The sequence below is a fragment of the Maribellus sp. CM-23 genome (genome assembly GCF_021354595.1).
Taxonomy (GTDB): Bacteria; Bacteroidota; Bacteroidia; order Bacteroidales; family Prolixibacteraceae; genus Draconibacterium.
Genome location: NZ_JADWYJ010000001.1, coordinates 211,204 through 234,406, shown reverse-complemented (window position 1 = coordinate 234,406; position 23,203 = coordinate 211,204). Strand labels below are relative to the sequence as shown.

Here is a 23,203-nt window from a genome sequence, read left to right as displayed (position 1 = left end):
ATGTTATACCTCCAGTAGGGTGGAATAACATCATCTATTATGTTGAATCGCTAAAATTCATGAAATCCGAAGCAGTAACTTCAGCGTGATTTCTTGTTGGTGATATTCGCGTATTCAAGGCCTTTGTTTTTAAGGTGTTCTAAAAATAAACATAAAAGTTATTCCCGCTACCGGGGAGGCGTATGTTTTAGGTCAGGGTTTTGTGTTTAGAGTTCAGAGTTCAGAGTTCAAAGTTCAGAGTTGCCGTGATGCCGTATTGCTGTGATGCTGTATTTTGCTCGCAGCTTGCAGTTTAAAGTTCAGAGTTCAAAGTTCAGTGTCGTACTCTTTGCTCCATGCTTTTTGCAATTTAACAGTTTTCCAATTTGACAATTTAGAAGAGCTCACAGTGTTTTCCATTTGTCCCCATTTTAAGGGGGACGAGGAATTCCGGAGGCTTTGACGACGGAATGACGGAGGGGTGAGGCAGTAGCGGTGTGCAGTGCAGTCGTACTCGCAGCTCGTGGCTCACAGCTCTAAGCTTTTAGTTCAGAGTTCAGAGTTGCCGTATTTTACTCGTCGCTCGTAGCTCACGACTCAAAGCTTATCCTTCCATTTAACAGTTTATCAATTTAGCAATAACTTGCGTCTTGCAGCTTATTTTTGCATTTACACATTCAGTCCCTCAATCCTTCAGTCCTTTAAAAGTGCTGAATAAGCATGTCGGTTATTTCGAGCAGGTTTTCTTTCCAGGCTGGGTTTAAGGGCCACATTTCGACAACTTCGCCGTCGATTTCTTCGGCAAATACCCGGGCCTGTTCGCGGTCTAAATCACTTTGAATATAAATTACCCGGATGTTTTCTTTTTGTGCCAGTTTCACCAGTTCGGCCATTCGCTGGGGGGTTGGTTCCTTGCCGCCCGGCTCAAGCGAATATTCATTGAGCCTGTATTCGCGGGCAAAGTACGAAAGGCTCGGGTGGAACATGATAAATTCACGGCCCTGATAGTCCTTTAATTTACTTCTGATTTCAGCATCCAGTTGGTCGATTTCGGAGGCAAACTTGCGGTAATTTTCGTTATAAACGGCACTTCTCGCCGGATTCAAAGCCGAAAGCTCGTCGGTAATGCGGCGGGCCAAGTGTTTGGCCAGTGGCGGCGACATCCAGATGTGGGGATTCGCTCCTTTTCCTGTTGCCGGTTCGGTGGTATTTACGGATGACGGTGTAATTAAATCCAGTCCCTGCGAAAGGTCAACTACCTTCATTTCCGGGTTGGCCTGCTGTATTTTTTCTTTCCACGAATATTCAAAGCCAATGTGCCCGATGCGCAACCATACTTTTGAACGAACGATGTCTTTTAGCTGAGAAGGTAAAAGTGTAAAAGCCGCAGGGCTTGCTCCGGGCGGCAGTAAAACGTTTACTTTGAAGTCGGAGCCGGCAATCGTTTCAACAAATGTCTTTTGAGGCAAAATGCTGACGGTTATTATTGGTTTTTCGGTGTCTTTGTTGTTTTTGGGGTCACACGAAAAAAGACAAAGAACTAAAAAGATGATGAATATTCTGGATGTGCTTACCTGCATTTGCTTCATTTTGTTGGTTGATTAAATCTACGCTGATTTGTGATGTGTGGCCATGAACAATGTGCGTTGTTGGCATTTGCGTATTCACGCCCTTTCGTTTTTGCGCGGTCTAAAATAAACATAAAAAAAGATTGCAGCCTTGTAAAACCGTATGTTTTTGACTCGGGTTGTGTGGCTGTGTGGCTGTGTTGCTGTATTCCTGTGATGCCGTTTAGCGGTGTTGCTGTTTTGCCGTGATGCCGAGTTACTGTGGAAAGTCGTTGTCTTTTTACAATTTAACAGTTTTGCAATTTATCAATGGCTTGAAGTTAGAAGTACGAAGCTTGAAGTTACGTGTTCAAAGTTACTCTGAAACTATGTTCCCGCAAAGCTCGCGGCTAGCAGCTCATCCCTCGCAGCTAATTTTAGCATTCATGCATTAACGCATTCCAGCATTCTTTCCTCAATCCCTCCGCGAAGTCGTTTTCTTTCTACAATTTAACAGTTTTGCAATTTATCAATGGCTTGAAGTTAGAAGTACGAAGCTTGAAGTTACGTGTTCAAAGTTACTATGAAACTATGTTTCCTAAAAACTCGTGGCTAGCAGCTCAATGCTCGCAGCTAATTCTAGCATTCAAGCATTAACGCATTCCAGCATTCTTTCCTCAATCCCTTAATCCTTCAACCAATCAATCCCTCAGTCCTTCAGCCCTTCAGTCCTTCCTTTGCCTTCGCAATCATATCAAGCCAAACGCGTCGCTGTTCTTTCAGGGCGGCTACCTTGTCTGCCGGGTCGGTGCGGCATTCGAGCAGGATCCATCCCGGGTAATCCATTTTCACAAACAGGTTCATCAGCTCCTGGTAGGGATAATCTCCTTCGTTCATCTCGCGCACATGGCAGATATCAGAAAAGCGGTCTTTCACCAGGTTAAAGTTGTATTCGAGTCCCTGTCCGGCAAGGTCTTCGGGGTTACAGTTCCAGCAAACACCGGTACCCTTGTTGTCCACATAATCCATCATGGCTTTGATATTGGGTAGGAGCTGTGTTTCGCGGCCGTGTACTTCGAGCCGGATCACCTGCCCCAAGTCAAGGGCATATTGTCCCAGCTCGTTCAGCGCTTTGCCGATTTGCTCAATGGTTTTTTCGTGCGGCACACCTTCCGGAAAAGCGTTGGGTTTTACCTTTACCCCCGAGCCGCCAATGTCTTTGCTCAGCTGCAGCCACTGTTTGGTGGTTTCGATCGACTCCTTCAGCTTGGCCGGATCGGGCGAATGATAGTCCTGGTTGGTGCCCATTCCTATAATTTCCACCGGGCTGTCGGCAAACTGTTTTTTTACTTCGGCGCGTTGTGCCGCGGTAAGATCGAGCGTTACGCCATGGGCATGTTCCACACGCAATTCAACACCTCCTATTTGTGCTTCGGTACAATTCCGGATAATGGTCGGAATGTCCCAGTCTTTGGCCCAGAGGTAAGTGACCAGACCCAGTTTCATTTGCACTCCCGGCACCGGGTTGCAGGCTGCCAGCAGGCTTCCGGGCAGTGCACTGGCTCCGGCGATCAACGACAGGTTACGGATAAAAGTTCTTCGGTTTTGATTTGCTTGTTTCATATCGATAAGGTTTAGTTGGGATTAAGATACATAATATTCTGATTAGTTGGCTTCCGACATCGAAGGCGGCGCGGCATTGGCCCCGGTTCCCCAGTTTTTATTGGGTGTTGGTCCCATCTGAAAGATGAGCTCGCCACCATTTCCAATTTCCTCGTGCGAAATCCAGGTGCGGTTAAATTCTTTGCCGTTTAAGGTCGCCGACTGAATGTATTTGTTTTCTTTCGATTGATTTTTAGCCTTGATCGTAAAGGTTTTGTTTTTGCTTGTTTGAAGGGTGGCTTTCCCAAACAAAGGACTTCCAATGGCGTAAACGGGCAGACCGGGCGTAACGGCATAAATTCCCATAGCGCTCAGCACGTACCACGACGACAGCGAACCCATGTCTTCGTTTCCGCACAAGCCACCGGGGCCGGGGCGGTAAAGTTCTTCGCAAACCTGCCGTACGCGCTCCTGTGTTTTCCAGGGCTGCCCGGCGTAGTTGTACAAATATGCCACGTGGTGCGAGGGCTGATTGCCATGCACGTATTGCCCGATGGTGCCCACCACACCCACGTATTTGGGCGGCGTAATCAGCGGACTCATGCTAAAGAAAGTGTCGAGTTTGGCGGTAAAAGCTTCCTTGCTGCCAAAGAGGTTGATGAGGCCCTGCACATCGTGCTGAACCGACCAAATGTACTGCCAGGCATTGGATTCAGTATAATGCCGGTTGGGGCGGCGGCCCACCAGCAGCGGATCAAAATATTTATAATACGAATGATCTCCTTGGGTTACAATCTCCTGCTCGTTTGCTCCCAGCGCTTCCAACCAGTTGCCGTCGGCTTTTTTCGGGCGCATAAAACGGGTTTCGGCATCCCACAGTTTGGCATAGTTTCCGGCGCGTTGCATAAACAGCTGGTAGTCGTCGTCTTTCCCAAGTTCTTTCGCCAGCTGGGCAATGCACCAGTCATCGTAGGCAAGTTCGAGGGTGTTCGGAACCGATTCGGTGATGCGGTCAACCGGGGTGTAGCCCAGTTTCAGGTAATACTCCAACCCTGCGCGCGCCATGTTTTCATGCACCGGAGGCCGGGGCTTTTCCAAGGCTTTGGTGCGCATGGCCTTGTACAAAAGTTCCACATCGTAGTCGCGGAAACCTTTCATATAGGCATCCACAATTACAGGAATGAGGTGATCGCCCACCATTCCTTCGCCAAAAACATTCAGAAAATGCTGGGCCGGCAACCACTTAAAGTTCTGTACTTTGGCCACAATCGAACGGATAAAATCATTCACATGTTCGGGTGCGGTGAGTGTTAACAGCGGGTGTTGCGATCGGTAAGTGTCCCAGCACGAAAACGATCCGTAGAAATCAAAACCATCGGCGGTATGAATTTGCCCGTCGGAACCGAGGTATTTTCCGTCGACATCCTGTGAAATGTATTGGGCCAGAAACGAATGATACAGCGCCGAATAAAAAACCTCTTTCTGATCATCGCTGGCATCGTCAATTTGAACCTTCGACAATTCGTGATTCCAGGTTTCCCGGGCGTCGTTTCTTACCTGGTCAAAATTCCAGTGCGGAATTTCTGCTTCCAGGTTCTTGCGGGCTCCCTCCACGCTGGTGTACGAAATGCCCACTTTTACAAGAATTTGCTCACCGGTCTGGGTGTCGAAACTCGCAAAAGCGCCTACTTTTTGACCCGCCTCTGCATTTTTATAGGGGAACAAGCTCGCTCCCGATTCGGGCGTAACATACGAAGCATCAAAGGTTCCGTAGTATTTAAACGGTTTGCTGAATTCGGCCACAAAATAAACCTGCCCCAGTCCGGCGGCCTTTTTGCCTTCAATACGCTTATTATCCAATATTTTCAGTTCCGAATTTTCATCCGAATAATGGGTGCCGATCTGGTGTCCGAGGTCAAGAATAATATGTGCGTTTTTCGATGCCGGAAAAGTATAGCGGTGAAAGCCTGCACGGCGGGTGGCTGTTAGTTCTGCCTGGATGTCGTAATCTTTTAGCATGACCGAATAATAACCCGGCGATGCGCTTTCCTCTTCGTGGCTGTAACGTGAGCGGTAACCTGCATCCGGGTCTTCTTTGGTTCCGGGGAGTATCTGCAATTCGTTGCTCACGGTGGGCATCAGCAACACCTCGCCGCCGTTTACCATTCCAACGCCACTCCAGTGCGTGTGGCTAAAACCGATGATCGAGCTCGACTGGTAAATATAACCCGCGCAATGGGTCCAGCCTTCGGTGCCCACATCCGGACTTACATGAACCATCGCATAGGGGAGCGAAGCTCCGGGAAAAGTATGTCCGAAGAAATCGGTTCCCAAAAATGGATTTACATAATCGGCGGGTTTCGATGTGTCTTCCTGCGAAAAAGCCGTGAAACCGGTCGTGGCCAGTAAACAGATCAACAGCAAAGTTCTGATTTGAGTATTGGAAAAGGAAAGATGGATGTTCATAAGTTACTTTTAGAATTTTAACCTCTTTGGCGAATTTACATTATAAAATATAAACGAAGGGTTAATATATGTTGTAAGATGAATAAAAAAGCAGAAGTTTTTTTGTGCTTTTCCTACTTCCTTTGTTCAAATCGAGCTATCCGAAAGCGGAAGAAAAGACGTATGGTATAACCAAATGTCAAAGCAGCAGTAAAAAGTAGAAAGGCGAAAGTAACGGTACCTGAAAATGTAGATAAACACATTCATTGCCTGCCGTGAGCGCCTGAAATACGACTAAAGAATACGTATAAAGCAAATCCTTACTTCTTGCGAGACAAAAGGATGAGTTGGAACTGAAACGAATGAAACGAACAACCTAAAACAAAATGAAACGACGTAATTACTTTCACAAGACTTTGAGGCTTTTACTGGCAGGTATGTTTTTTATGACAGCTTGCACGCCTGCAGAAAAAGAATTGGTTTCGCGGGTGGAAAACCTATCCTCGGGCTGGAAAATGCAGGCGAGTGAAAAACTGGCCGGTGTGGAGGAAAGCAGTATTTCTGAAAATGGTTTTTCCGACGATGCGTGGCTGCAGGCTTCGGTGCCCGGAACGGTGCTGGGGAGTATGGCCACTTACGGCGTGATTGAAGATCCTTATTTCGGGATCAACATGCAAAGCGTGGATATCGAGCAGTTTAAAAAGCCCTGGTGGTTTCGTTCTGCTTTTCAGCTTTCTGCCGGCGATTTAAAAAAGCACATTTCGCTGCGTTTTAACGGGATCAACTACCGCGCCGAGCTTTGGGTGAACGGAGAAAAAGTGGCGGGTAAAGATGAGTTTGCCGGCGCTTACCGCATGTTCACTTTTGCTATCGACGAGTATGTTCAGGAGGGGGAGAACACCCTGGCATTAAAGCTTTGGCAACATGCCGATGGGGAATATTCCATTGGTTTTGTGGACTGGAATCCGCTGCCACGCGACCGGAACATGGGCATTTTCAGGGAAGTTTTCCTGGAAGTGAACGAAGGCGTGAAAATCCGAAGTCCGTTTGTTTCATCAAAAGTAAATACGGAGAACCTGAAAGACGCCGATCTTTTTATCCAGGCTGAAATCGAAAACCAGTCGGACAAACCCGTGGAAGGTCTGGTTCGGGTTGATTTTGGTATCGGAACGGTTGAAAAGAAAGTGCAGATCGCTGCCGGAGATACCCTGTCATGCCGGTTTACTTCGGAAGAATTTGCACAGCTTTCAGTAAAAGACGTGAAGTTTTGGTGGCCCAACGGAATGGGCGATCCCAACCTTTACGACATGACGGTTGAGTTTATTTCGGGCAAGAAAGTGCTGGACAAGGTGGAAAGCCGTTACGGAATTCGCGAAATCAACAGCTACCTGAACGAAGATAAAAACCGGGTGTTTACCATCAACGGCAAATTTGTGTTGCTGAAAGGCGGTGGCTGGGTGGATGACCTGCTGTTGCAGGATACCCGCGAAAGCGTGGAGGCACAGATGAAATACATCCGCCACATGAATCTGAACAGCATTCGTTGCGAAGGTTTCTGGGGCAAAACCCAAATGCTGTACGATTTGTGTGATGAGTACGGCATCCTGGTGATGGCTGGTTTTAACTGCCACTGGGAATGGGAGGAATACCTGCTAAAACCCACGCACGAAAAATACGGAGGCGCTGTTACTCCCGAAGACATTAATTTGCTGGCTGCCTACTGGAAAGACCAGATGTTGTGGCTGCGCAATCACCCGGCCATTTATGTGTGGATGCTGGGAAGCGATAAACTTCCGATTCCAGAGCTGGAATACAAATACATCGATCTGTTTAAAAAATACGATTCGTCGCGGCCGTACATCACTTCGGCAGGCGGTGCCGGAACCGAAGACAACAACATTGTGGCCGAAGTTCCTTTGATCAGCGAGATCAGCGGCCCCACCGGCATGAAAATGTTAGGACCTTACGCTTACACACCACCGGTTTATTGGTTCACCGATACACAACTGGGCGGCGCTTACGGTTTTAACACCGAAACGTGTCCGGGCCCCAACGTTATGCCTTTGTCTTCGCTGAAAAAAATGTTGCCCGAAGAAAGTCTCTGGCCCATCGATAAAAAATACTGGGAATACCACACCGGGCGCAATGCGTTCACCACACTCGACCGTTTCCGCAAAGCCATGGACGAGCGCTACGGACCTTCCAACAGCGTGGAAGAATTTGCCTTTAAATGCCAGGTTTCGAACTACGAACTGATGCGGCCGATGTTTGAGGCTTTTATCGCACACAAACCCAAAAGCACCGGTTTGGTGCAGTGGATGCTCAACTCGGCCTGGCCCGAACTGTACTGGCAGTTGTACGATACTTATCTGCAGCCCAACGGTTCTTTTTACGGCGTTCGCAAGGCCTGTAACCCAATTCATGCCATTTATCGCTACGGTTTTGACGACATTTACCTGGCCAACGAAGATTTGAACGATGCCAATAACCTGACGGTGAAAATTGCAGCATATGATATTAACTCCAAAGAAATTTTTAGCGACGAATGGAAAGGTGATCTGGCTACCAACACCTCGAAATTTATATACAAACTTCCGGAAATCGCTGGGCTGACTTCGGTTTGGTTTCTTCGTCTGAATGTTTTTGACCAGGACAATCGGGAGGTGGATCATAGCACCTACTGGTTATCGTTGAAACAAGATGAACTGGATTACGAAGCCGCCAAAAAATTGGAGTGGCCTTTCTATACCCCGCCAAAAGCTTATGCCGATTTCAAGGCACTTAATAAGCTTCCGGAAGTGAGGCTGGAATACGATTACAAGTATGAGAAAGAAGGTGAAAAAGGGAACATCACTCTGACAGTGAGGAATCCGGGGGAATCAATTGCGTTCTTTACTTATTTTGATCTGGTGAATCCCGGAACCGACGATCCCATTCTGCCGGTTTACTGGAATGATAATTATGTAACTTTATTCCCGGGAGAAGAACGGGTTTACACCGCAAATTTCGATCTTGTCAATTTAAAAGGCGAAAGACCGGAATTGAAGGTGAAAGCCTGGAATGTAAAACCTAATAGAATAAATTAAAAATGGAGAAATTGAGATATGCCACTGGCATCGACCTTGGAGGAACGTTTGTAAAATATGCTTTGGTAGCTGAAAACGGAGAAATTGTAACTGAAGGAAAATTGCCGGTGGGCGGAAAAGCAAGCCGCGAAGATACCTTGGAAGCCATTAAGACTTCCATCCAAAAAACAATCGATAAAGCCAGTGAAGAGTCTATTCAGGTAGTAGGGATAGGAATCGGTTCCCCGGGAATTGTTTGTGACGGAGTTGTGCAGGGGGGAGCCGAGAACCTGGATCGCTGGGTTGACATCGACCTCGCCGGGATTTTTGGCAAGGCTTTTAACCTGCCTGTTTTTGCCGACAACGATGCCAATGTGATGGGACTGGGCGAAGCGACTTACGGTGCTGCCAAAGATTGCTCGGATGTGATTTTTATTACCGTCGGGACCGGTATCGGCGGGGCGATTATTGCCAACGGCGAATTGTACGGAGGCTATAAAAACCGCGGTACAGAAATGGGCCATGTCACCATCGATCACAAGGGAATTGACTGTAATTGTGGTGGACGCGGCTGCCTCGAAGCGTATGCATCTACTTCTGCGCTGGTGCAGCAATATGCCGAAGCTGCCGGCTTGAATGCCGAAGAAGTAAACGGCCATTTGATTGTTGAAAAATACAAAAACAACGAAGCAACAGCCGTAAAATGCATGCAGGAACACACAGCTTATCTCGGACACGGAATCGCCGGGTTCATCAATACCTTTGCACCGCAAAAGGTGGTGATCGGCGGGGGAATTTCTGAAGCCGGGCAGTTTTACATCGATATGATCAAGGAATCGGCCTTCGGTTACGCAATGTCTGATTGTGCTGCAAATACCGACGTGGTGGGGGCAACCCTTGGAAACAATGCCGGTTGTCTGGGCGCAGCATCGCTGGTTTTTAAGCACGTAAATTAAACAAACATTATGCGACGAAATCATCTTATGGTCGTTCTTGTTATGTTGGTGTTTTTTGTGATCTCATTTCTCACCAACATTCTGGGGGCGCTGAATCAAAAAGTATCCGAGAGTTTTACTCTTACCGAAACCATGGCCGGCCTGCTTCCGTTTGCCTTTTTTATTGCTTACGGGGTTATGTCGATTCCCTTTGGTTTTATGGTGGAGAAATACGGTGAAAAACGGATAATCATTTTTGCATTTCTGATGGCTTTCGCCGCTTCACTGATATTTGCCGTTTTCCCTGTTTTCAATGTGTTTATCGTTTCATTATTTACGATTGGAGCAGGAATGGCAGCGTTGCAGGTGGTCATTAATCCGCTTTTGCGCGTTTCGGGAGGCGAAGCAAATTATGCCTTTTATTCCGTAATGGGGCAATTGGTTTTTGGCCTCGCTTCCTTTATCAGCCCGCAAATGTACTCGTATTTTGTGGTGAATATCGACCACGGAAACCTGGACAAACCGCTGATTGAGTCGATGACAAAATTAGTTCCCGAAAATATGTCCTGGGTTTCGGTTTACTGGGCTTTTGCCGCCATTGCCATCCTGATGGGAGTTATTATTTTTCTGGTTAAGTTTCCGAAGGTGGAATTGCAGGACGGTGAAAAAGTCGGTTCAAAAGACAGTTTTAAGGAACTGATCAAAAACAAATATGTGATTTTGTATTTCTTGGGCATTTTTATGTACGTAGGCTCGGAACAGGGAATCTCGTATTGGTTGTCAAAATTTTTGAAAACCTACCATAACATTGATCCCGATTTGGCGGGAGCCGATGCCGTTTCTTATTTCTGGGGATTAATGACGATTGGCGGAATACTGGGCCTTGTGCTGATGAAATTATTCGACAGCAAACAAATTCTGCGGTGGTTTACCATTCTGGCCATTATTTGTGTGGCTGCGGGTTTGTTTGGCAGCACTGGCATTGCCTTGTGGGCTTTACCTGTTTCGGGATTTTTCCTGTCAGTAATGTATCCTACAATTGTTTCGCTGGGGCTGAATTCAGTGGCGAAACACCACGGGTCATTTGCCGGGATCTTGATGACCGGTATTGCCGGAGGGGCCATTGTTCAGGTACTGATCGGCGCCATCAGCGACTTTTCTTCGCTGCGGGCCGGAATGCTGCTGATCTTTGTGACATTGGGCTATGTATTGAGTATTTCATTCTGGGCCAAACCGCTGATCGCCAACAAAACAATCTCGTTTAAACCGGAAAATTAGCGGTAAGCAAAAATAAATACCGGGGGACTGTCGCTGACAATCCTCCGGCACTTTTTGACAGGTAACTAATCAAACAAAAACAGATATGAACAAAGAAAAAATCCATTCGAAGTGGATGTTTATTGCATTCCCTGCTTTGGCCATGATGCTGGGCTGGGGACTGCGCGGCCACATTGGCGGTGGTCCCTACGGTGCCATGATTCCCGGCGCTATGATTGCATTGTGTGTAAGCTTATTATTAAAAATGCCTGCCCGGGCTACTTCTTTTCTGGTAGTTTTTGGGGTAATTGGCATTGGCCTGGGGGGTGAAATGACATACGGGCAAACACTGGGCTTTTTGAAAAACCCGGATACCGTTTGGTGGGGAACCGCCGGAACAACGTTAAAAGGTGCCGTTTGGGGATTGCTGGGTGGAGCCGTTTTTGCACTGGGGTTTTTCTTTCGATCTGTTCCGCGGAAGACACTCATTGTGGCTTTTCTGCTCATGATACTGGGAATAATCGTAGGGTTTAAGCTGATCAACGACCCGATGTTGCTGTACTTTTCCGACCCGATGAAACCCCGTGCCGAATCGTGGGCCGGACTGTTGCTGGGAGCTGTGTTTATGTTGGGGTATTTGAAACTGAAAATACCGGCTGAAAACTTCAAAATAATTCTCCGCTTTACCATTTGGGGAACCATCGGCGGGGCACTTGGTTTTGGTCTTGGTGGTTTTTGGCTGGTGCTCGGAAGCCATCTTCCCAACGTAATTTTTGGAAGTTGGTGGAAAGCTATGGAGTTTAGCTTTGGTTTATTGTTGGGGGCTTCGTTGGGTTACGCAGCCTGGTTAAGCCGCAACGATTTGGTTTTTGAGCAGGATAACGAGCCTTCATCAGAAGAAAGTGGCTGGGCAAGATGGAAGGAGTTGTTCGTGGTACTGGGAACCGGTCTGCTGATTTTCTGGTTATTACCGTCGTTAATCGAAGTTGTGGGTAAAGTAACGCTCGACAACAACATGCCGGGTGGATCGCTAAAAAATGAAGTGATTCGTCTGGTGGATAATTATTCTTTTACCGGGTTGATTTTTCTGCTTGTACTAATCCGTTTCCCAAAAGCAGCCTGGCAAATCGGAATCACCTTAACCTTCTGTCATACGGCCATTGACCTGTTTCGCGATTTTTATCCCGGAGTAAATACAGTGTCGCCTTTTACCTGGCATTTCTTTTGGGTGTTTCTTTCCACTGCAGTGGTAGCCATCCTGGTGTTTTATTTCAGCCGAAAAAAGGACAACATCCGGAACCTGTTGTTGGTATTGACCTGGTCGTGCATTTTTATATCCATACTTCGGATGTACGAACATCCCCAGAATTTCGACCTGGCCGGCTTGTCCTTGTGTCAGGTGGTTTGCGGACGGTTTTTTGTCGATCTCTTTTTTGTGCTCTCTGCTGTGTTGCTTAGCTGGATGATCAAGTCTGAATTCAAAGTAGAAGCAAAAGAGGCAGCGTAGAAACGGGATGTGTTGAGAATTGCACAGATTGCCTCCATCAACATGCTTCACCGCAAAGAGCAGAGCGTTCTTCAGCTAGATTCAAAATTATGGCTAAATTGCAGATATTGAATAAACAAACTGAATGATACTGGTTTACCGGGGCGGTCGAATACAGAATGATTACGGTTTTTATTGCTCAAACCATTTCGTAGGGCGGGACCGGTATCGTTTTTTTGTTTTCAGATAAAGTTACACGAAAAAGAACACAAATGAAGAAAGTAGTTAAAATCATCGGAATGGTACTGGCAGTTTCTCTGGTGGGGCTGATTGTCTGGATGTTGACCAACCTGAAAGACAGGCATCCCGGTTACTCTGCCGATCTGAAAGTGACGGGTACTTCTCCGGGCGGGTTAAAAGCCGGGTTTGCCGCAGTGCCGATCACGCCTGAAGTTCCGGATCGCTGGGTGGACAAAAACGACGATGCCAAGTACAAGCCGAAGGATGGAGATACTTTCATTGACGGGAACGGGAACGGTAAATTCGATCCGGTGTGGATTGCGGGTTTTAGCAACAGTAAACCTGCCAACGGAGTTCACGACGATACCTGGGCCCGTACCATGATCATTGACGATGGTACTACCCGGCTGGCGGTCGTAATTATCGATGCCATTGGTTTTATGCACGACGACGTGGTGGACGTTCGGAAAATGATTCCGGCTGAAGCGGGCATTACGTACACATTGATCGCATCAACTCATACACACGAATCAGCTGACCTGCTTGGCCTGTGGGGAAAATCTCCTCTGAAAAGAGGGATCAACCCGGATTACATGACGTTTGTTAAAAAACAGATTGTAAAATCGGTGGTAGAAGCTTCAGAAAGTTTAAGACCGGCCCGCCTGGAGATTTCACAGGATCTTACCGGGGCTATTCCGCTGGTAAAAGATACACGCAAACCCGAAGTTTTTGATTCGGGGCTCCGAATGATAAAGGCTGTAGATAAAGAAAATGATCAGGTTTTGGGAACGGTGGTTGCCTGGGGAAATCACCCGGAGACCTTGTGGAGCCGCAACCTGTTGATCTCTTCCGACTTTCCGCATTTTGTGCGAGACGGGGTTGAAAACGGCGTTTATAACGGCGAAACTTTAATGAAATCCGGAGTGGGCGGCGTTTGTGTATATATGAACGGGGCACTTGGCGGCTTGATGTGCACACATCCCTCGCTTGCGGTGAAAGATCCTTTTACCGGTGAAGAGTTTAAAGAAGGTTCGTTTGAAAAGGCTGCCGCCGAGGGAAAACAGCTTTCGATGCTGGCGCTGAATGCGATGGAACAACCCGGGGCAGTTATTGATTTGGCAAATATTTCGTTGCTGGTTCGTACCATTTCGCTTCCCATCGATAATAACCTGTTTAAACTGGCTACTGCGTTGGGTGTGATGGACAGAGGAACAAGCGGCTGGATGAAAATGCGCTCGGAGCTTTCGGCTTTTTGCATCGGCCCAATGTCGTTTGTAAGCATTCCCGGCGAGATTTATCCTGAAATCGTAAACGGGGGAGTGGATGCTTTGCCGGAAGGTGATCTGGGGGTTCAGGCGGTTGAAGTTCCACCCATTCGCGAAATGATGGCAGGCGACTTCAAATTTATTATCGGTTTGGCCAACGACGAAATCGGGTACATCATTCCCAAAAGTCAGTGGGATGTAAAAGCACCTTTTGCCTACGGGCGCGAAAAGGCCCAGTACGGAGAAGGAAATTCGCTGGGCAAGGAAACAGCTCCGCTTTTGCATCGGCATATCCAGGAAATGCTGAATGAATTAAACGGGAATTAACTGTCTTCTCAATAAACAAGATGATGGTAAAAAAAGCAGTAAAACGAATAGGAAAAGGATTGCTGGTTATGCTGGCTCTCCTGGTTGTTTGGATGCTGATCCCGAGGTTGGCCGGATTTTTATTTCCCGAGAAAGCTCCCATTGGCTACCATTTTGAAACCCTCGATTACCTGGCCATTGGTGTGGGCCTGGAAAAGCTGGTTGATCTGAAACCGGAAGTTCCGGACGGAATAGAATCGTTCAAAGATATTGAATACAAGGCGGTAAACGGAAAGTCGCTGCAGCTGGATGTTTACAAACAAAAAGGTTTGACGGAGAAAGCACCTTTGCTCGTTTTTATACACGGTGGCGGTTGGCGAAGCGGGAAACGGCAGGATTACCTGGTGTACCTGGTGTACTACGCGCAAAAAGGGTATGTGACCGCCACGGTTTCGTACCGGCTGAAAAAGGAAGGCATTTATCCAGCAGCTGTGGAAGATGTGATGGACGCAGTGGATTTTCTCTTCCGAAACGGCGAAACTTTTGGCTACGATACAAGCCGGGTAGCTTTGATTGGCGGCTCTGCGGGGGCACACCTCGCAATGCTGGCGGGCTACGGCTGGGAAAATCCCCAACGGCATAAAGTGAAGGCGGTGGTGGATATTTACGGACCAGTGGACATGACCACGCCATACGCACAAACACAGTTTATGGTGACTGATTTTATCGGGCATCCATACACCGAAAAACCGGAATTGTATTGGGACGCTTCACCGGCTAAATACCTGAGTAAAGATATACCGCCAACGCTAATTTTGCAGGGAACCTCCGATAATTTGCTTCCTCCCAGCCAGTCGGATACTTTGAAGTTGCGACTTGACCGATTGGGAGTTCCGAATGAATATCATCGTTTGCCGTTGTGGCCGCATGGCATGGACATGGCAGAACGTCCCAACGTTTACATGCAAAAGAAAATGGATGCTTTTTTTGAAAAATACCTGAGGTAGTTTTTGTACAAGATCATAATTGTTAGAATTCCGGCTGAACCGGAGTGATACCGAAGTCTTTGCCTAATTGGATGGTATGTACAATGTCGTTGACCAGCGGGAAATCAACCTGGTATTGAAATAAAAGTTTGATTTCTTCCGGCGAGTCGGAGCCAAAATAGTTTACCCTGATATTCTTTTGTTTTAACCGCTGGATGTGTTGTTGGAAATCGGGTGTAATATCACCGCTTAACTGAATAAAATCGGCCTCCGAATGAATCGTGGTATTTACATAATCTTCGGTGGAATTCTGCCGGTCCATATTGCAGATCAGTATCTCCGGAACTTTTTCTCTGGCCTTTTTAGCTGCTTCTACACCGCACGCCAGAAATGCCTGGTGGAGCCGGTTTTCTTTTTTTAGTACTTCAGCAACAAGTGCCGGTGCCTCATTCCCTTCTTTCATGTGAATATTCAACCAGACATTTCGGGGCATTACTTTTAAGGCTTCTTCAAAAGTGGGCACTCTGACTTCCTTAAATGACGGTGATTTCCAGCTTCCTGCATCCAGCTTTTTTATTTCTGGCAGCGTTAAGTCTGCTATTTTTCCCGAGCCATTGGTCGTTCGATCAACCGTGTTGTCGTGAATAACCACCATTTGCCCGTCTTTTGTGAGCCAAACATCCAATTCAATCATATGGGCACCTGCGTTTATTGCTGCCTGAAATGCGGGAAGCGTATTTTCAGGATGTGTTTGCATGGCGCCGCGGTGGGCGCAGAAACCATGTGTCGGAAGAATGACTTCAGGATTGGTTTTTTTATTGGTTGTATTTTGACCAACGCAACTTAATGCAGCTACAAGTAAAAGGCTCAGGAAAAATGCGGTAATGTTCATTTCTATTAAATTACTTCAGAAACTATCTGGCTGCCGGACTTTTCTCAATAAGCTTCAAGGCTTGCTGCTCGTAAATCTCAGCTGTCATTTCGCCCAGCGAGGTTCTGGAGATGTAATTATATCTTTCAAAACTATTAAAATCTTCCTTGGTTAGCATGTAGCCAAAGGCATCGTTGGTTAAGCCAAAAAGAAAAGGTTGATCGGTTTTCATGTGCCGTTTCAAATAAAAGCCAATATTTGGAAGTGCTTCTCCCGGAATGGTGAGAACCTGTGCCGTACCAATGTTTAAAAGGTTTACCTGCGTGGTAACTTTGCTAAAATCATCGGTTGGTTTTTCAGCCAGTTTTGCTACCGGCGAGTGTTTGAAAACAAACTGCATGCTTTCATTTTCCACCGGAAGTTCGATCGTCTCTGCCGCGCAGTACAATTGCGGATCTTGCTGAACAGGTGCCGGGTCGATAATACGAAGCGCTTCGTCAGCCATTAAATTCCCGATGCGGATGCATTCGTTCCAGTCGTTAGCTTCGCCTCCATTTTCAAGCCGATTGTCGGCAGTTACCATTCCACCCTGTGCACTGTTCATAAAAATGGCAACGCCTCCTACTTTTGATTCAATTCTGTCGTACAGTGGACCGCACAAATCCGGGCTCATCATTTTTCCTTTTGTTCCCAGAATTTCGGGGTGAGTTGCGTAATTTACCAAGGTGGCAATCGGTTTTCCCTTGTTTGTGCCGGTAGCTGCAAGAACCTGAATAACGCCCATCCGTGGATCGTAAAGACGAGGTGCGTAGTAGTTGTACGCAATTTTTCCTTTGGCTTCGGCAACCGCAGTTTTCAATTCCGCCGACTGAGTATTTTTTGCTGCCTCGTTCACTGCATCCGCAATTTGGGTGACGCACCAATTCAGATATTCCAGATCGGCTCCGGTATTTCCGTTTTCATCCGGAAAACCATAGGCATCGGGTGCGCTGTGGGTATGGGTAACGCCAATTAGCACATTTTCGGGTGCAATATCTTTTATCAACGCGCGCGAACGATCACCCAAATACGCCGGCCAGCCAATATTGTCAATACCAACAATGGCCACTTTTGTGTCCCCTTTCTCCAGCATCAACGCACGAACGGTAAGTTTTCCCTGGTAAGCGGTTGGCATTACCGGCTCACCCATTCCTCCCGAAATCGGGATGAGATGACCGGGCGTAATATCGCGAACAGCAGCGCCGGCTTTAAATGTTTGCGCATGTATTTGTGTGGCGAAGAGGAACAAAGCGATCAGGAACGAAATTCTTGTTGTCATCTTGGAACTTGTTTTAGTAAACATAAATGGGGTTTGAATAAATCCACGGAACATACTTCCCGTGCAGCGGAATGTGCACTTCAATACGATAAGCTCCTTTTTCAAAGGGGCCTTGCCATTCGTAGTTGTATCCGTCGATACCGGAAATATTTACCTGTTTCCCGTTATAAACCAAGCGGAACTGGCCGGGAAGAGGAGTGACGGCATTCAACGATTTAATAGCGCTTATTGAAATGGAATCACCGGTAATGGCGTTGATCTTTCCGTCGGTATTTTTGCTGAAATAGTTGAATCCTTTCGCATCACCCAGACTTTTAAACGCCGTGAACAGGTGCCCTTTTTTTATGTTTTGGGCGAGAGATGGAACAGAAAGTGTATCGGCAAAAACATAGTTGGTAATGTAATTAAAGCCTTCGTTGTAGGTGTCAATCATCAGCCTGAAAATCCATCCGTTAACATCGGGTTCGTGAAACAGCCACTTGTTGAAAATGGTAACATCGGTAGTGTCGATAATTTTGGCATTGGGGCCCACCCATTCCACTTGTCCATCGGAAGTGTATCTGGCTCTGAAATTTTGATTTTCGTGTGTGTCAACAGCCGAAAAACCAACGTGGTGGCGGTAAGTGTTCAGCGAATCCCAACGCGCCAGAATGGCCGTTTGCTCATCAAACATTTCCCGCAGTGCCCAAATCCGGTACGACTTTCCGTTAACCAGAAAATTAAGAATACTGGGAAGAAGTGATTCATCTTTGGTGTCGGTGTGGAAGTTGTACATTTCCATTCCCTGGTACCAGGTATTGGCCCAGTTGCGGGGTTCTTCGGTATGCGAAAAGAAAACGATTCCTCCCTGTTGCACCACATTTTTTGCAATGGTGTCGGGATTGGTTTTCAGGTCGATAACCATGGTGTCGAGCGGCCAGCAGACATAGCCGTGTTTTTCGCTTCCCGGTTCAATTAAAACGCCGTCGTAATTTCCCCGATAGCCACGTGGAAAACTGTCGAGTTGATAGCGCGGATGATCGGTTAAAAAGATAAAGTCGATGCCGTTGTTTTTGGCTGCCGGAATCAGGTCATTCAGGTTTCCTTCGCTGTCGTGCGAAAGGTAACTGTGAACGTGCATAACGCCACGGTAGGTGTTCAAGTCTGTAGTTTTTGGAGTTGCTTTCCGAAGCTGATTAAACTCGGCTATTTCTTGTTCAAGACGGGGATAAGTAAGCAGGTTACGCCAAAGAGGCTTGGCAAAACCAATGATCAGCAAAACCAAAAGGATTCCCAGAAATGAAAACAAAATGTATTTCAGGATTCTCAGTGCCGTTTTGATTGCTTTCCGTCCGTTCATTTTAAATGACAATTTTGCTAAGTTGATGAATTAAATCCATGGTGTAATCGCCCATTGTTGGCCCAAACCAACCCATGTCCTTTGGTTCATATTTATCGAGATAGAAATATTTCCCGGGTATAATGTAGCCGAGGTAACTCCCGTTAAAACTCGAAACGTTGGCCTGGTATCCTTTTGCTGCCAGTGCGTTTTTTATTTGCAGGGCATATTCTCCGCTAAAATCAGCCGGAGTTGTAATCCAGATCATATTTCCAAGCCTTACAACCTGGAGAACAGAATTGTCGGGTATCGGATTAAGTTTCCGGCAAAGAGAGGTTGCCAGGTTTCGTTGGGTGCTCAGGCGAATATGATATTCAGGAAGCGTCATTTTTAGCGTCAATGACGAAGCAGTGATTTTATTTTTTAGCGGAATGTTCTGCAGGTGCGCATTTAAACTGTCGGCCAGTGCTTCTCCAATGAATTTTGGCTTTTCAAAACCCTCGCCTTCACCTACATTCGTTTGACTTCCGACGGATCCTGCAAAAAAGATGGCATAATCCACCGATGTATTTTCCATTTTTCGTTGCCAGTATCCCGGGTAATCACCGCTGATTTGCATGTTTTTATCGCCCATGGTGGTGGCATGCGCTGCAAACGAACCGATCACCACCTTTTTCCCGTTGTTTTGTTGAAGGTAGATAAAACTGAAATCGTCGTTGGTGGTTCCGCGAGCCCCAATCAAACGGTTACGCGTATACTGTGCCGCATCAAAATCGCCGGTGGCTAACGATGCAGGCTTTAAATCGGAAACAGCAGTTGTGACTGCCATAACGATTTGCCGGGTCAGCCATTTAGCGAGTTTAGGATTGTATTCTCCAGAGAATTGCTCGCCAACCCATCCGGGAGCCCATGCTCCCAAACTGGAGTGCGTATGTGTAGCTGAGAAAAAGAGCTGATCCCGTTGTATCCCTTTTGCCGAAAGCGCCACCATCACCGAATCGGTAACGTTGGGCGGAATGATCAACAGGTCGGCTCCCACAAAAACCAACAATCGGTCGGCAATTTTTAGTGCAGCTGCCTTTACAAAAATGCTGTCGTGAATGCCGGTTGCAGGTGCACCTTTGCGGGCACCAAATCCGGCAAGAGGAACCTGAATGAATTTGCCTTCTTCCGCATTGTCTTCAGTAGTGTTGAGCCTCGGTGTGATACTCACTTTGGCAAAGCCGGCCAGCAATGAATCGTTGGAAGACGTATAATTTCCCTTCAAACCATCGATTTTCGAGCAGCTTTCCTTGTAATAATCACTTTCAAAATAGGGTTCCTGATTTACCGGTCCTGTTGCCGTAAAGTAAAGGGTTGCCAGTAATAGTACTAAAACACCGGTTATGATTCCAGCTCGTTTCATAGGCAGAAAAAGCTGCCGTTTTGAATCTGGCAGCTTTCGTTTTTATTTGATTATCGTTTATTCACCGCGTTTGAGAAGTACCTTCTGGTCGTTCATCAAAAACATGCGGGTACTTTGTGTATAGTCTCCTCCAAACGGAGCTTTGTATTTCAGGTCGACGTAAAAAGCTTTGTAGCCCGATTCGGGTAGTTTAAGGGTGACCGTAAACTCTTTCTTTCCTTTTTCTCCCAGGCTTTTCTCTGTCCAGGTGTTGTCGCGAATGTCGCGGTCATCCGATTCGGCACTCCACAAAATAGCATCTTCCAGTAATTTGCCATCCGCTTTCATTTTAAGTGTAACAGTGCCGTCGTTTTCCGAAATTGAATAGTCACACATAGGATGTTTATTGCCGGTAATGGCTTCTCCAAAAAAGGCACTCAAGGTTGTGATAGCCTTTGTTTTGTCGCCCAGTCCGTGCCCGGCGTTTGGAATGTAGCAAAGATGATTATCGCCCGGAATGCTGTCGATGTAATTTTTCATGGCATCTACCGGCCAATATTCATCGTTGGCGCCGTTGAAGATCATTTTGGGCATGGTCAGCGCCTTTCGGTACGAATACGGATCCACCATTTGAACCAGTGCATTTCCTTCTTCAGAACCCACTTGCTGAGCAACCCCCAGTTTTACGTAATCTTCAATTTGAATGCTGAATTCGCCCCAAGCTGTTTTGTGGTAAGGGATGTTTACCTGCATGTTCAGCATGTCGATCACCATGGGGCCGATCGCCTTAACACGTTTGTCGCTGGCTCCGGTTAGCCAGGTTGTCCAACCGCGTTTGGAGGCGCCTGACACCACAAACTCGTTTACTTTGGTTTTTAAATCTTTTTTGGCAAACTCCTGAATGGCATCCATGGCGCGGATGGCACTTTTAGTCATCGGAAATAAAAGCGGCCAGGAGTAATCGTTGTCAGCCTGAAAGTTGTGAAGTGTGTAGGAAATAATTTCGTCTTCCGTTTTACCGTCAAAAATAGGCTGATTCGGAACCTGCCATAAGATGGCAGTGATGGCTTTGTTGGTTATGGCCATCTGGCTGAACATCTTGATTTCGGATTTATCCCATTCATGAATGTTGGGTTCGCCGTTTTTTACGCTTCCTCCGGTAATAAAAAGTAATGCATCATGGTGTTTCAAATTGTCGGGAACCATGATGGTAAGTTCGTGTTTCCAAACCAGATCGCGCCAGGTTTGCGAAGTGAAAATAACACGGTACAGCGTAACTCCGTCGGCTTTTAGCTGATCCTGGACTTCCCATTTAAATGAATTGTCTCCGTTGTTTAAGTAAGCTTTCAATGCTGTTTGCGGGGTGATTTCTTTTTCTGCACCGGCCAATGCAAACATTGCCGGAAGCAGGAGGACAATAATACCCAATAAGATCTTTCTCATGTCTGTTTTCCTTTCAAAAGAAAGCAGACAGGATCAACCTGTCTGCCTTGTTGTTTTATTATGAATGTTTTAATATGGTTTTGCGGTTCCCTGTAGCAACCAAAATTTTGACCAAGCGCTGTTGTTGGTCTGGTCGCTGCCTTTGTACTGGGTCGGTTCCAGCCGTGCTACAGCAGCTTCGGCATTTGCCGTGTTGGTGGAAAGGTCTTCGTTGATGTTGTAATAAAAGCGAAGCGGTAATTTCTCCCTTCGTGCCGATGGGCCTGTTTGCAGGTCAGGCAAGCCTGTTCTGCGGTAGTCAAACCACGATTCGGCAGCGGCAGTCCAGCTGGCAATCCATTTTTGCTGAATGATACTTTCCAGTCCGTTGTATGTTGCACCTCCGATGTAATCATCGAACTGATCAGCTACATCCCAGGCGTTGAACGATTCTTTAATGCCATTGTCATAATAGGTTTCGGGGCTTCCCGGCGCCCAACTGTAAAGCGCGGCTTCAGCCAAAATGAAGTTTACTTCGGCTGCAGACAAAAGCCTCATTTGCAGCAGTGGGCCGCTGGTTTCCTTGTACATTTCGTTCAGTTGCGAAACATGCGGGTTATAGGCAGCCTGCTGAGTATAGTTAGGTGTTAGATTATAAGCTTGTGCTGAAAAGGTTTGAACCGGGATTCCCACATATTCCTGGTCGTAATCTACGTAAAGGTTGTCTTCTCCTTCCCATTTGTCCAAGAAAGCTTCTTCCACGTCTTTTGAAATTTCACGTTTCCCGTCTACAATCCGGTCTACACCGGTACCAGGCACCAACACCAGCGGAATTTCAACTTTTTCGGCCCAAACGCCTAAACGCGGATCATTTAGCGCCTGAAGAGCTTCCACCAATGTGGCACAGGGTTTTCTGCGCATGTATTCTCCCAGCGGGTCGATGTTAAATACCATGTTGATAGGCCACGAAGTGCCCGGAGATGAACCGGGGTAGGCCACATTAGCCTCGTCGCCGGCAAGGGTGATAACCGGGTATTTGGCAGGATCGCCGGTAATTTTACTGATTCCTTCTTGTGCAACAGATGGTTCTTTGGCTTGTAACCTCATGTAATAACGTAGTGCCAGCGAGTTGGCAAATTTCCTCCACTTGCTAACATCTCCTTCGTACAGTACATCCTGCGTGGAATTGATGTTGGTATATTCGCTGCTGTTTTTTGATAGAAGCGTATTGGCTTCCTCCAGGTAGGCAAGAATGCCGTGGTAAATATCCTGTTGTGAATCGAAAACGGGTTTATAGAAGTCCGGACCTTGCTCGGCTTTTAAGGCTTCTGAAAAAGGGGCTTCCCCCCAAAGATCGGCAATCAATCCAAAGGTGTAGGCTTTCAAAATTAAACCAACGCCCTGGTGGAATTCTAACTCTTTCTCTACAGCTTTGTTGTAAAACTCGTCTGCATTTCGCAGGATGTCGTAAAAACCTCCCCAGGACTGGCCGGGATTGTTCCAGTCGTAATCGTTGTGACCGCTTGACCATCCTGTTTTTTGTGTGTGCTGCATAACGCCGGCAATATCTCCGATGCCGAGATTAACGATGCCTTGTCCTAAATTGATGATGATGGTAGGCATCAGCAGGTTAAGGTCCGTTATTTCCGGATCAGGGTTGTTGGGATTGATATTCAGGTCGTCTAAATCGTGACAGGCACCAAAGGCCAGCAACATACCCAGAAGAACTGTGATGAACTTTATATTGAACTTTTTCATATTCTTAGATTTTTTTTGT

General features: G+C 46.8%; 15 protein-coding genes. 6 read left to right on the top strand and 9 right to left on the bottom strand.

Annotated elements, in window-relative coordinates; translation table 11 throughout:
• Window positions 1-680: 680 nt before the first annotated feature.
• The 3 genes from INQ51_RS00880 to INQ51_RS00870 all read right to left on the bottom strand — a co-directional run bounded on the left by INQ51_RS00880 (window position 681) and on the right by INQ51_RS00870 (window position 5,594).
• Entirely contained in the window at window positions 681-1,568 is an 888-nt protein-coding gene (locus tag INQ51_RS00880; protein WP_233376010.1) for a metal ABC transporter solute-binding protein, Zn/Mn family, read from the bottom strand.
• Window positions 1,569-2,243: 675 nt separating this feature from the next.
• Entirely contained in the window at window positions 2,244-3,149 is a 906-nt protein-coding gene (locus tag INQ51_RS00875) for a sugar phosphate isomerase/epimerase family protein (RefSeq protein WP_233376009.1), read from the bottom strand.
• Between the two features lie 42 nt (window positions 3,150-3,191).
• Window positions 3,192-5,594: a GH92 family glycosyl hydrolase gene (locus INQ51_RS00870; protein WP_233376008.1), complete on the bottom strand. Its 2,403-nt coding sequence runs from the start codon at window positions 5,592-5,594 to the stop codon at window positions 3,192-3,194.
• 365 nt (window positions 5,595-5,959) lie between these two features.
• On the opposite strand from INQ51_RS00870, the gene INQ51_RS00865 reads away from it, so the two are divergent.
• From INQ51_RS00865 to INQ51_RS00840, 6 genes are all read left to right on the top strand, one after another.
• A complete protein-coding gene (locus tag INQ51_RS00865; protein ID WP_233376007.1) occupies window positions 5,960-8,659 on the top strand; it encodes a glycoside hydrolase family 2 protein in 2,700 nt (899 codons plus the stop codon).
• 2 nt (window positions 8,660-8,661) lie between these two features.
• Complete coding sequence (locus INQ51_RS00860; protein ID WP_233376006.1) at window positions 8,662-9,594, top strand: ROK family protein; 933 nt, start codon at window positions 8,662-8,664, stop codon at window positions 9,592-9,594.
• Between the two features lie 9 nt (window positions 9,595-9,603).
• The gene (locus INQ51_RS00855) at window positions 9,604-10,851 is read left to right on the top strand and encodes an MFS transporter (RefSeq protein WP_233376005.1); all 1,248 of its coding nucleotides are present in this window, start codon (window positions 9,604-9,606) and stop codon (window positions 10,849-10,851) included.
• 85 nt (window positions 10,852-10,936) lie between these two features.
• Window positions 10,937-12,337, top strand: coding sequence for a hypothetical protein (locus tag INQ51_RS00850; protein WP_233376004.1), 1,401 nt, complete (start codon window positions 10,937-10,939; stop codon window positions 12,335-12,337).
• A 251-nt stretch (window positions 12,338-12,588) separates the two neighbouring features.
• Complete coding sequence (locus INQ51_RS00845; protein ID WP_233376003.1) at window positions 12,589-14,148, top strand: hypothetical protein; 1,560 nt, start codon at window positions 12,589-12,591, stop codon at window positions 14,146-14,148.
• A 20-nt stretch (window positions 14,149-14,168) separates the two neighbouring features.
• On the top strand, window positions 14,169-15,134 hold the full coding sequence (locus tag INQ51_RS00840) for an alpha/beta hydrolase (protein WP_233376002.1): 966 nt from the start codon (window positions 14,169-14,171) through the stop codon (window positions 15,132-15,134).
• Window positions 15,135-15,156: 22 nt separating this feature from the next.
• Here the strand turns inward: INQ51_RS00840 and INQ51_RS00835 are convergent, their stop codons facing one another.
• The 6 genes from INQ51_RS00835 to INQ51_RS00810 form a co-directional block, all read right to left on the bottom strand.
• Window positions 15,157-16,005 carry a glycerophosphodiester phosphodiesterase gene (locus INQ51_RS00835; RefSeq protein WP_233376001.1) on the bottom strand — a complete coding sequence of 283 codons (849 nt, stop codon included), beginning with the start codon at window positions 16,003-16,005 and terminating at the stop codon, window positions 15,157-15,159.
• A 22-nt stretch (window positions 16,006-16,027) separates the two neighbouring features.
• Entirely contained in the window at window positions 16,028-17,302 is a 1,275-nt protein-coding gene (locus tag INQ51_RS00830) for a hypothetical protein (RefSeq protein ID WP_233376000.1), read from the bottom strand.
• A gap of 13 nt (window positions 17,303-17,315) precedes the next feature.
• Complete coding sequence (locus INQ51_RS00825; RefSeq protein ID WP_233375999.1) at window positions 17,316-18,641, bottom strand: PHP domain-containing protein; 1,326 nt, start codon at window positions 18,639-18,641, stop codon at window positions 17,316-17,318.
• A 1-nt stretch (window position 18,642) separates the two neighbouring features.
• Window positions 18,643-20,025, bottom strand: coding sequence for a neutral/alkaline non-lysosomal ceramidase N-terminal domain-containing protein (locus tag INQ51_RS00820; RefSeq protein ID WP_233375998.1), 1,383 nt, complete (start codon window positions 20,023-20,025; stop codon window positions 18,643-18,645).
• Window positions 20,026-20,082: 57 nt separating this feature from the next.
• Window positions 20,083-21,447 carry a PhoPQ-activated pathogenicity-related family protein gene (locus tag INQ51_RS00815; RefSeq protein ID WP_233375997.1) on the bottom strand — a complete coding sequence of 455 codons (1,365 nt, stop codon included), beginning with the start codon at window positions 21,445-21,447 and terminating at the stop codon, window positions 20,083-20,085.
• A 69-nt stretch (window positions 21,448-21,516) separates the two neighbouring features.
• The gene (locus tag INQ51_RS00810; protein ID WP_233375996.1) at window positions 21,517-23,184 is read right to left on the bottom strand and encodes a SusD/RagB family nutrient-binding outer membrane lipoprotein; all 1,668 of its coding nucleotides are present in this window, start codon (window positions 23,182-23,184) and stop codon (window positions 21,517-21,519) included.
• Between the last annotated feature and the right edge of the window lie 19 nt (window positions 23,185-23,203).

What these genes read in the sequence shown, in the direction of transcription:
- INQ51_RS00870 (WP_233376008.1), bottom strand. Translation starts at nt 5,594, where the DNA reads ATGAACATCCATCTTTCCTTTTCCAATACTCAAATCAGAACTTTGCTG.
- INQ51_RS00810 (WP_233375996.1), bottom strand. Translation starts at nt 23,184, where the DNA reads ATGAAAAAGTTCAATATAAAGTTCATCACAGTTCTTCTGGGTATGTTG.
- INQ51_RS00855 (WP_233376005.1), top strand. Translation starts at nt 9,604, where the DNA reads ATGCGACGAAATCATCTTATGGTCGTTCTTGTTATGTTGGTGTTTTTT.
- INQ51_RS00820 (WP_233375998.1), bottom strand. Translation starts at nt 20,025, where the DNA reads ATGAAACGAGCTGGAATCATAACCGGTGTTTTAGTACTATTACTGGCA.
- INQ51_RS00845 (WP_233376003.1), top strand. Translation starts at nt 12,589, where the DNA reads ATGAAGAAAGTAGTTAAAATCATCGGAATGGTACTGGCAGTTTCTCTG.
- INQ51_RS00880 (WP_233376010.1), bottom strand. Translation starts at nt 1,568, where the DNA reads ATGAAGCAAATGCAGGTAAGCACATCCAGAATATTCATCATCTTTTTA.
- INQ51_RS00860 (WP_233376006.1), top strand. Translation starts at nt 8,662, where the DNA reads ATGGAGAAATTGAGATATGCCACTGGCATCGACCTTGGAGGAACGTTT.
- INQ51_RS00815 (WP_233375997.1), bottom strand. Translation starts at nt 21,447, where the DNA reads ATGAGAAAGATCTTATTGGGTATTATTGTCCTCCTGCTTCCGGCAATG.
- INQ51_RS00830 (WP_233376000.1), bottom strand. Translation starts at nt 17,302, where the DNA reads ATGACAACAAGAATTTCGTTCCTGATCGCTTTGTTCCTCTTCGCCACA.
- INQ51_RS00865 (WP_233376007.1), top strand. Translation starts at nt 5,960, where the DNA reads ATGAAACGACGTAATTACTTTCACAAGACTTTGAGGCTTTTACTGGCA.
- INQ51_RS00825 (WP_233375999.1), bottom strand. Translation starts at nt 18,641, where the DNA reads ATGAACGGACGGAAAGCAATCAAAACGGCACTGAGAATCCTGAAATAC.
- INQ51_RS00875 (WP_233376009.1), bottom strand. Translation starts at nt 3,149, where the DNA reads ATGAAACAAGCAAATCAAAACCGAAGAACTTTTATCCGTAACCTGTCG.
- INQ51_RS00850 (WP_233376004.1), top strand. Translation starts at nt 10,937, where the DNA reads ATGAACAAAGAAAAAATCCATTCGAAGTGGATGTTTATTGCATTCCCT.
- INQ51_RS00840 (WP_233376002.1), top strand. Translation starts at nt 14,169, where the DNA reads ATGATGGTAAAAAAAGCAGTAAAACGAATAGGAAAAGGATTGCTGGTT.
- INQ51_RS00835 (WP_233376001.1), bottom strand. Translation starts at nt 16,005, where the DNA reads ATGAACATTACCGCATTTTTCCTGAGCCTTTTACTTGTAGCTGCATTA.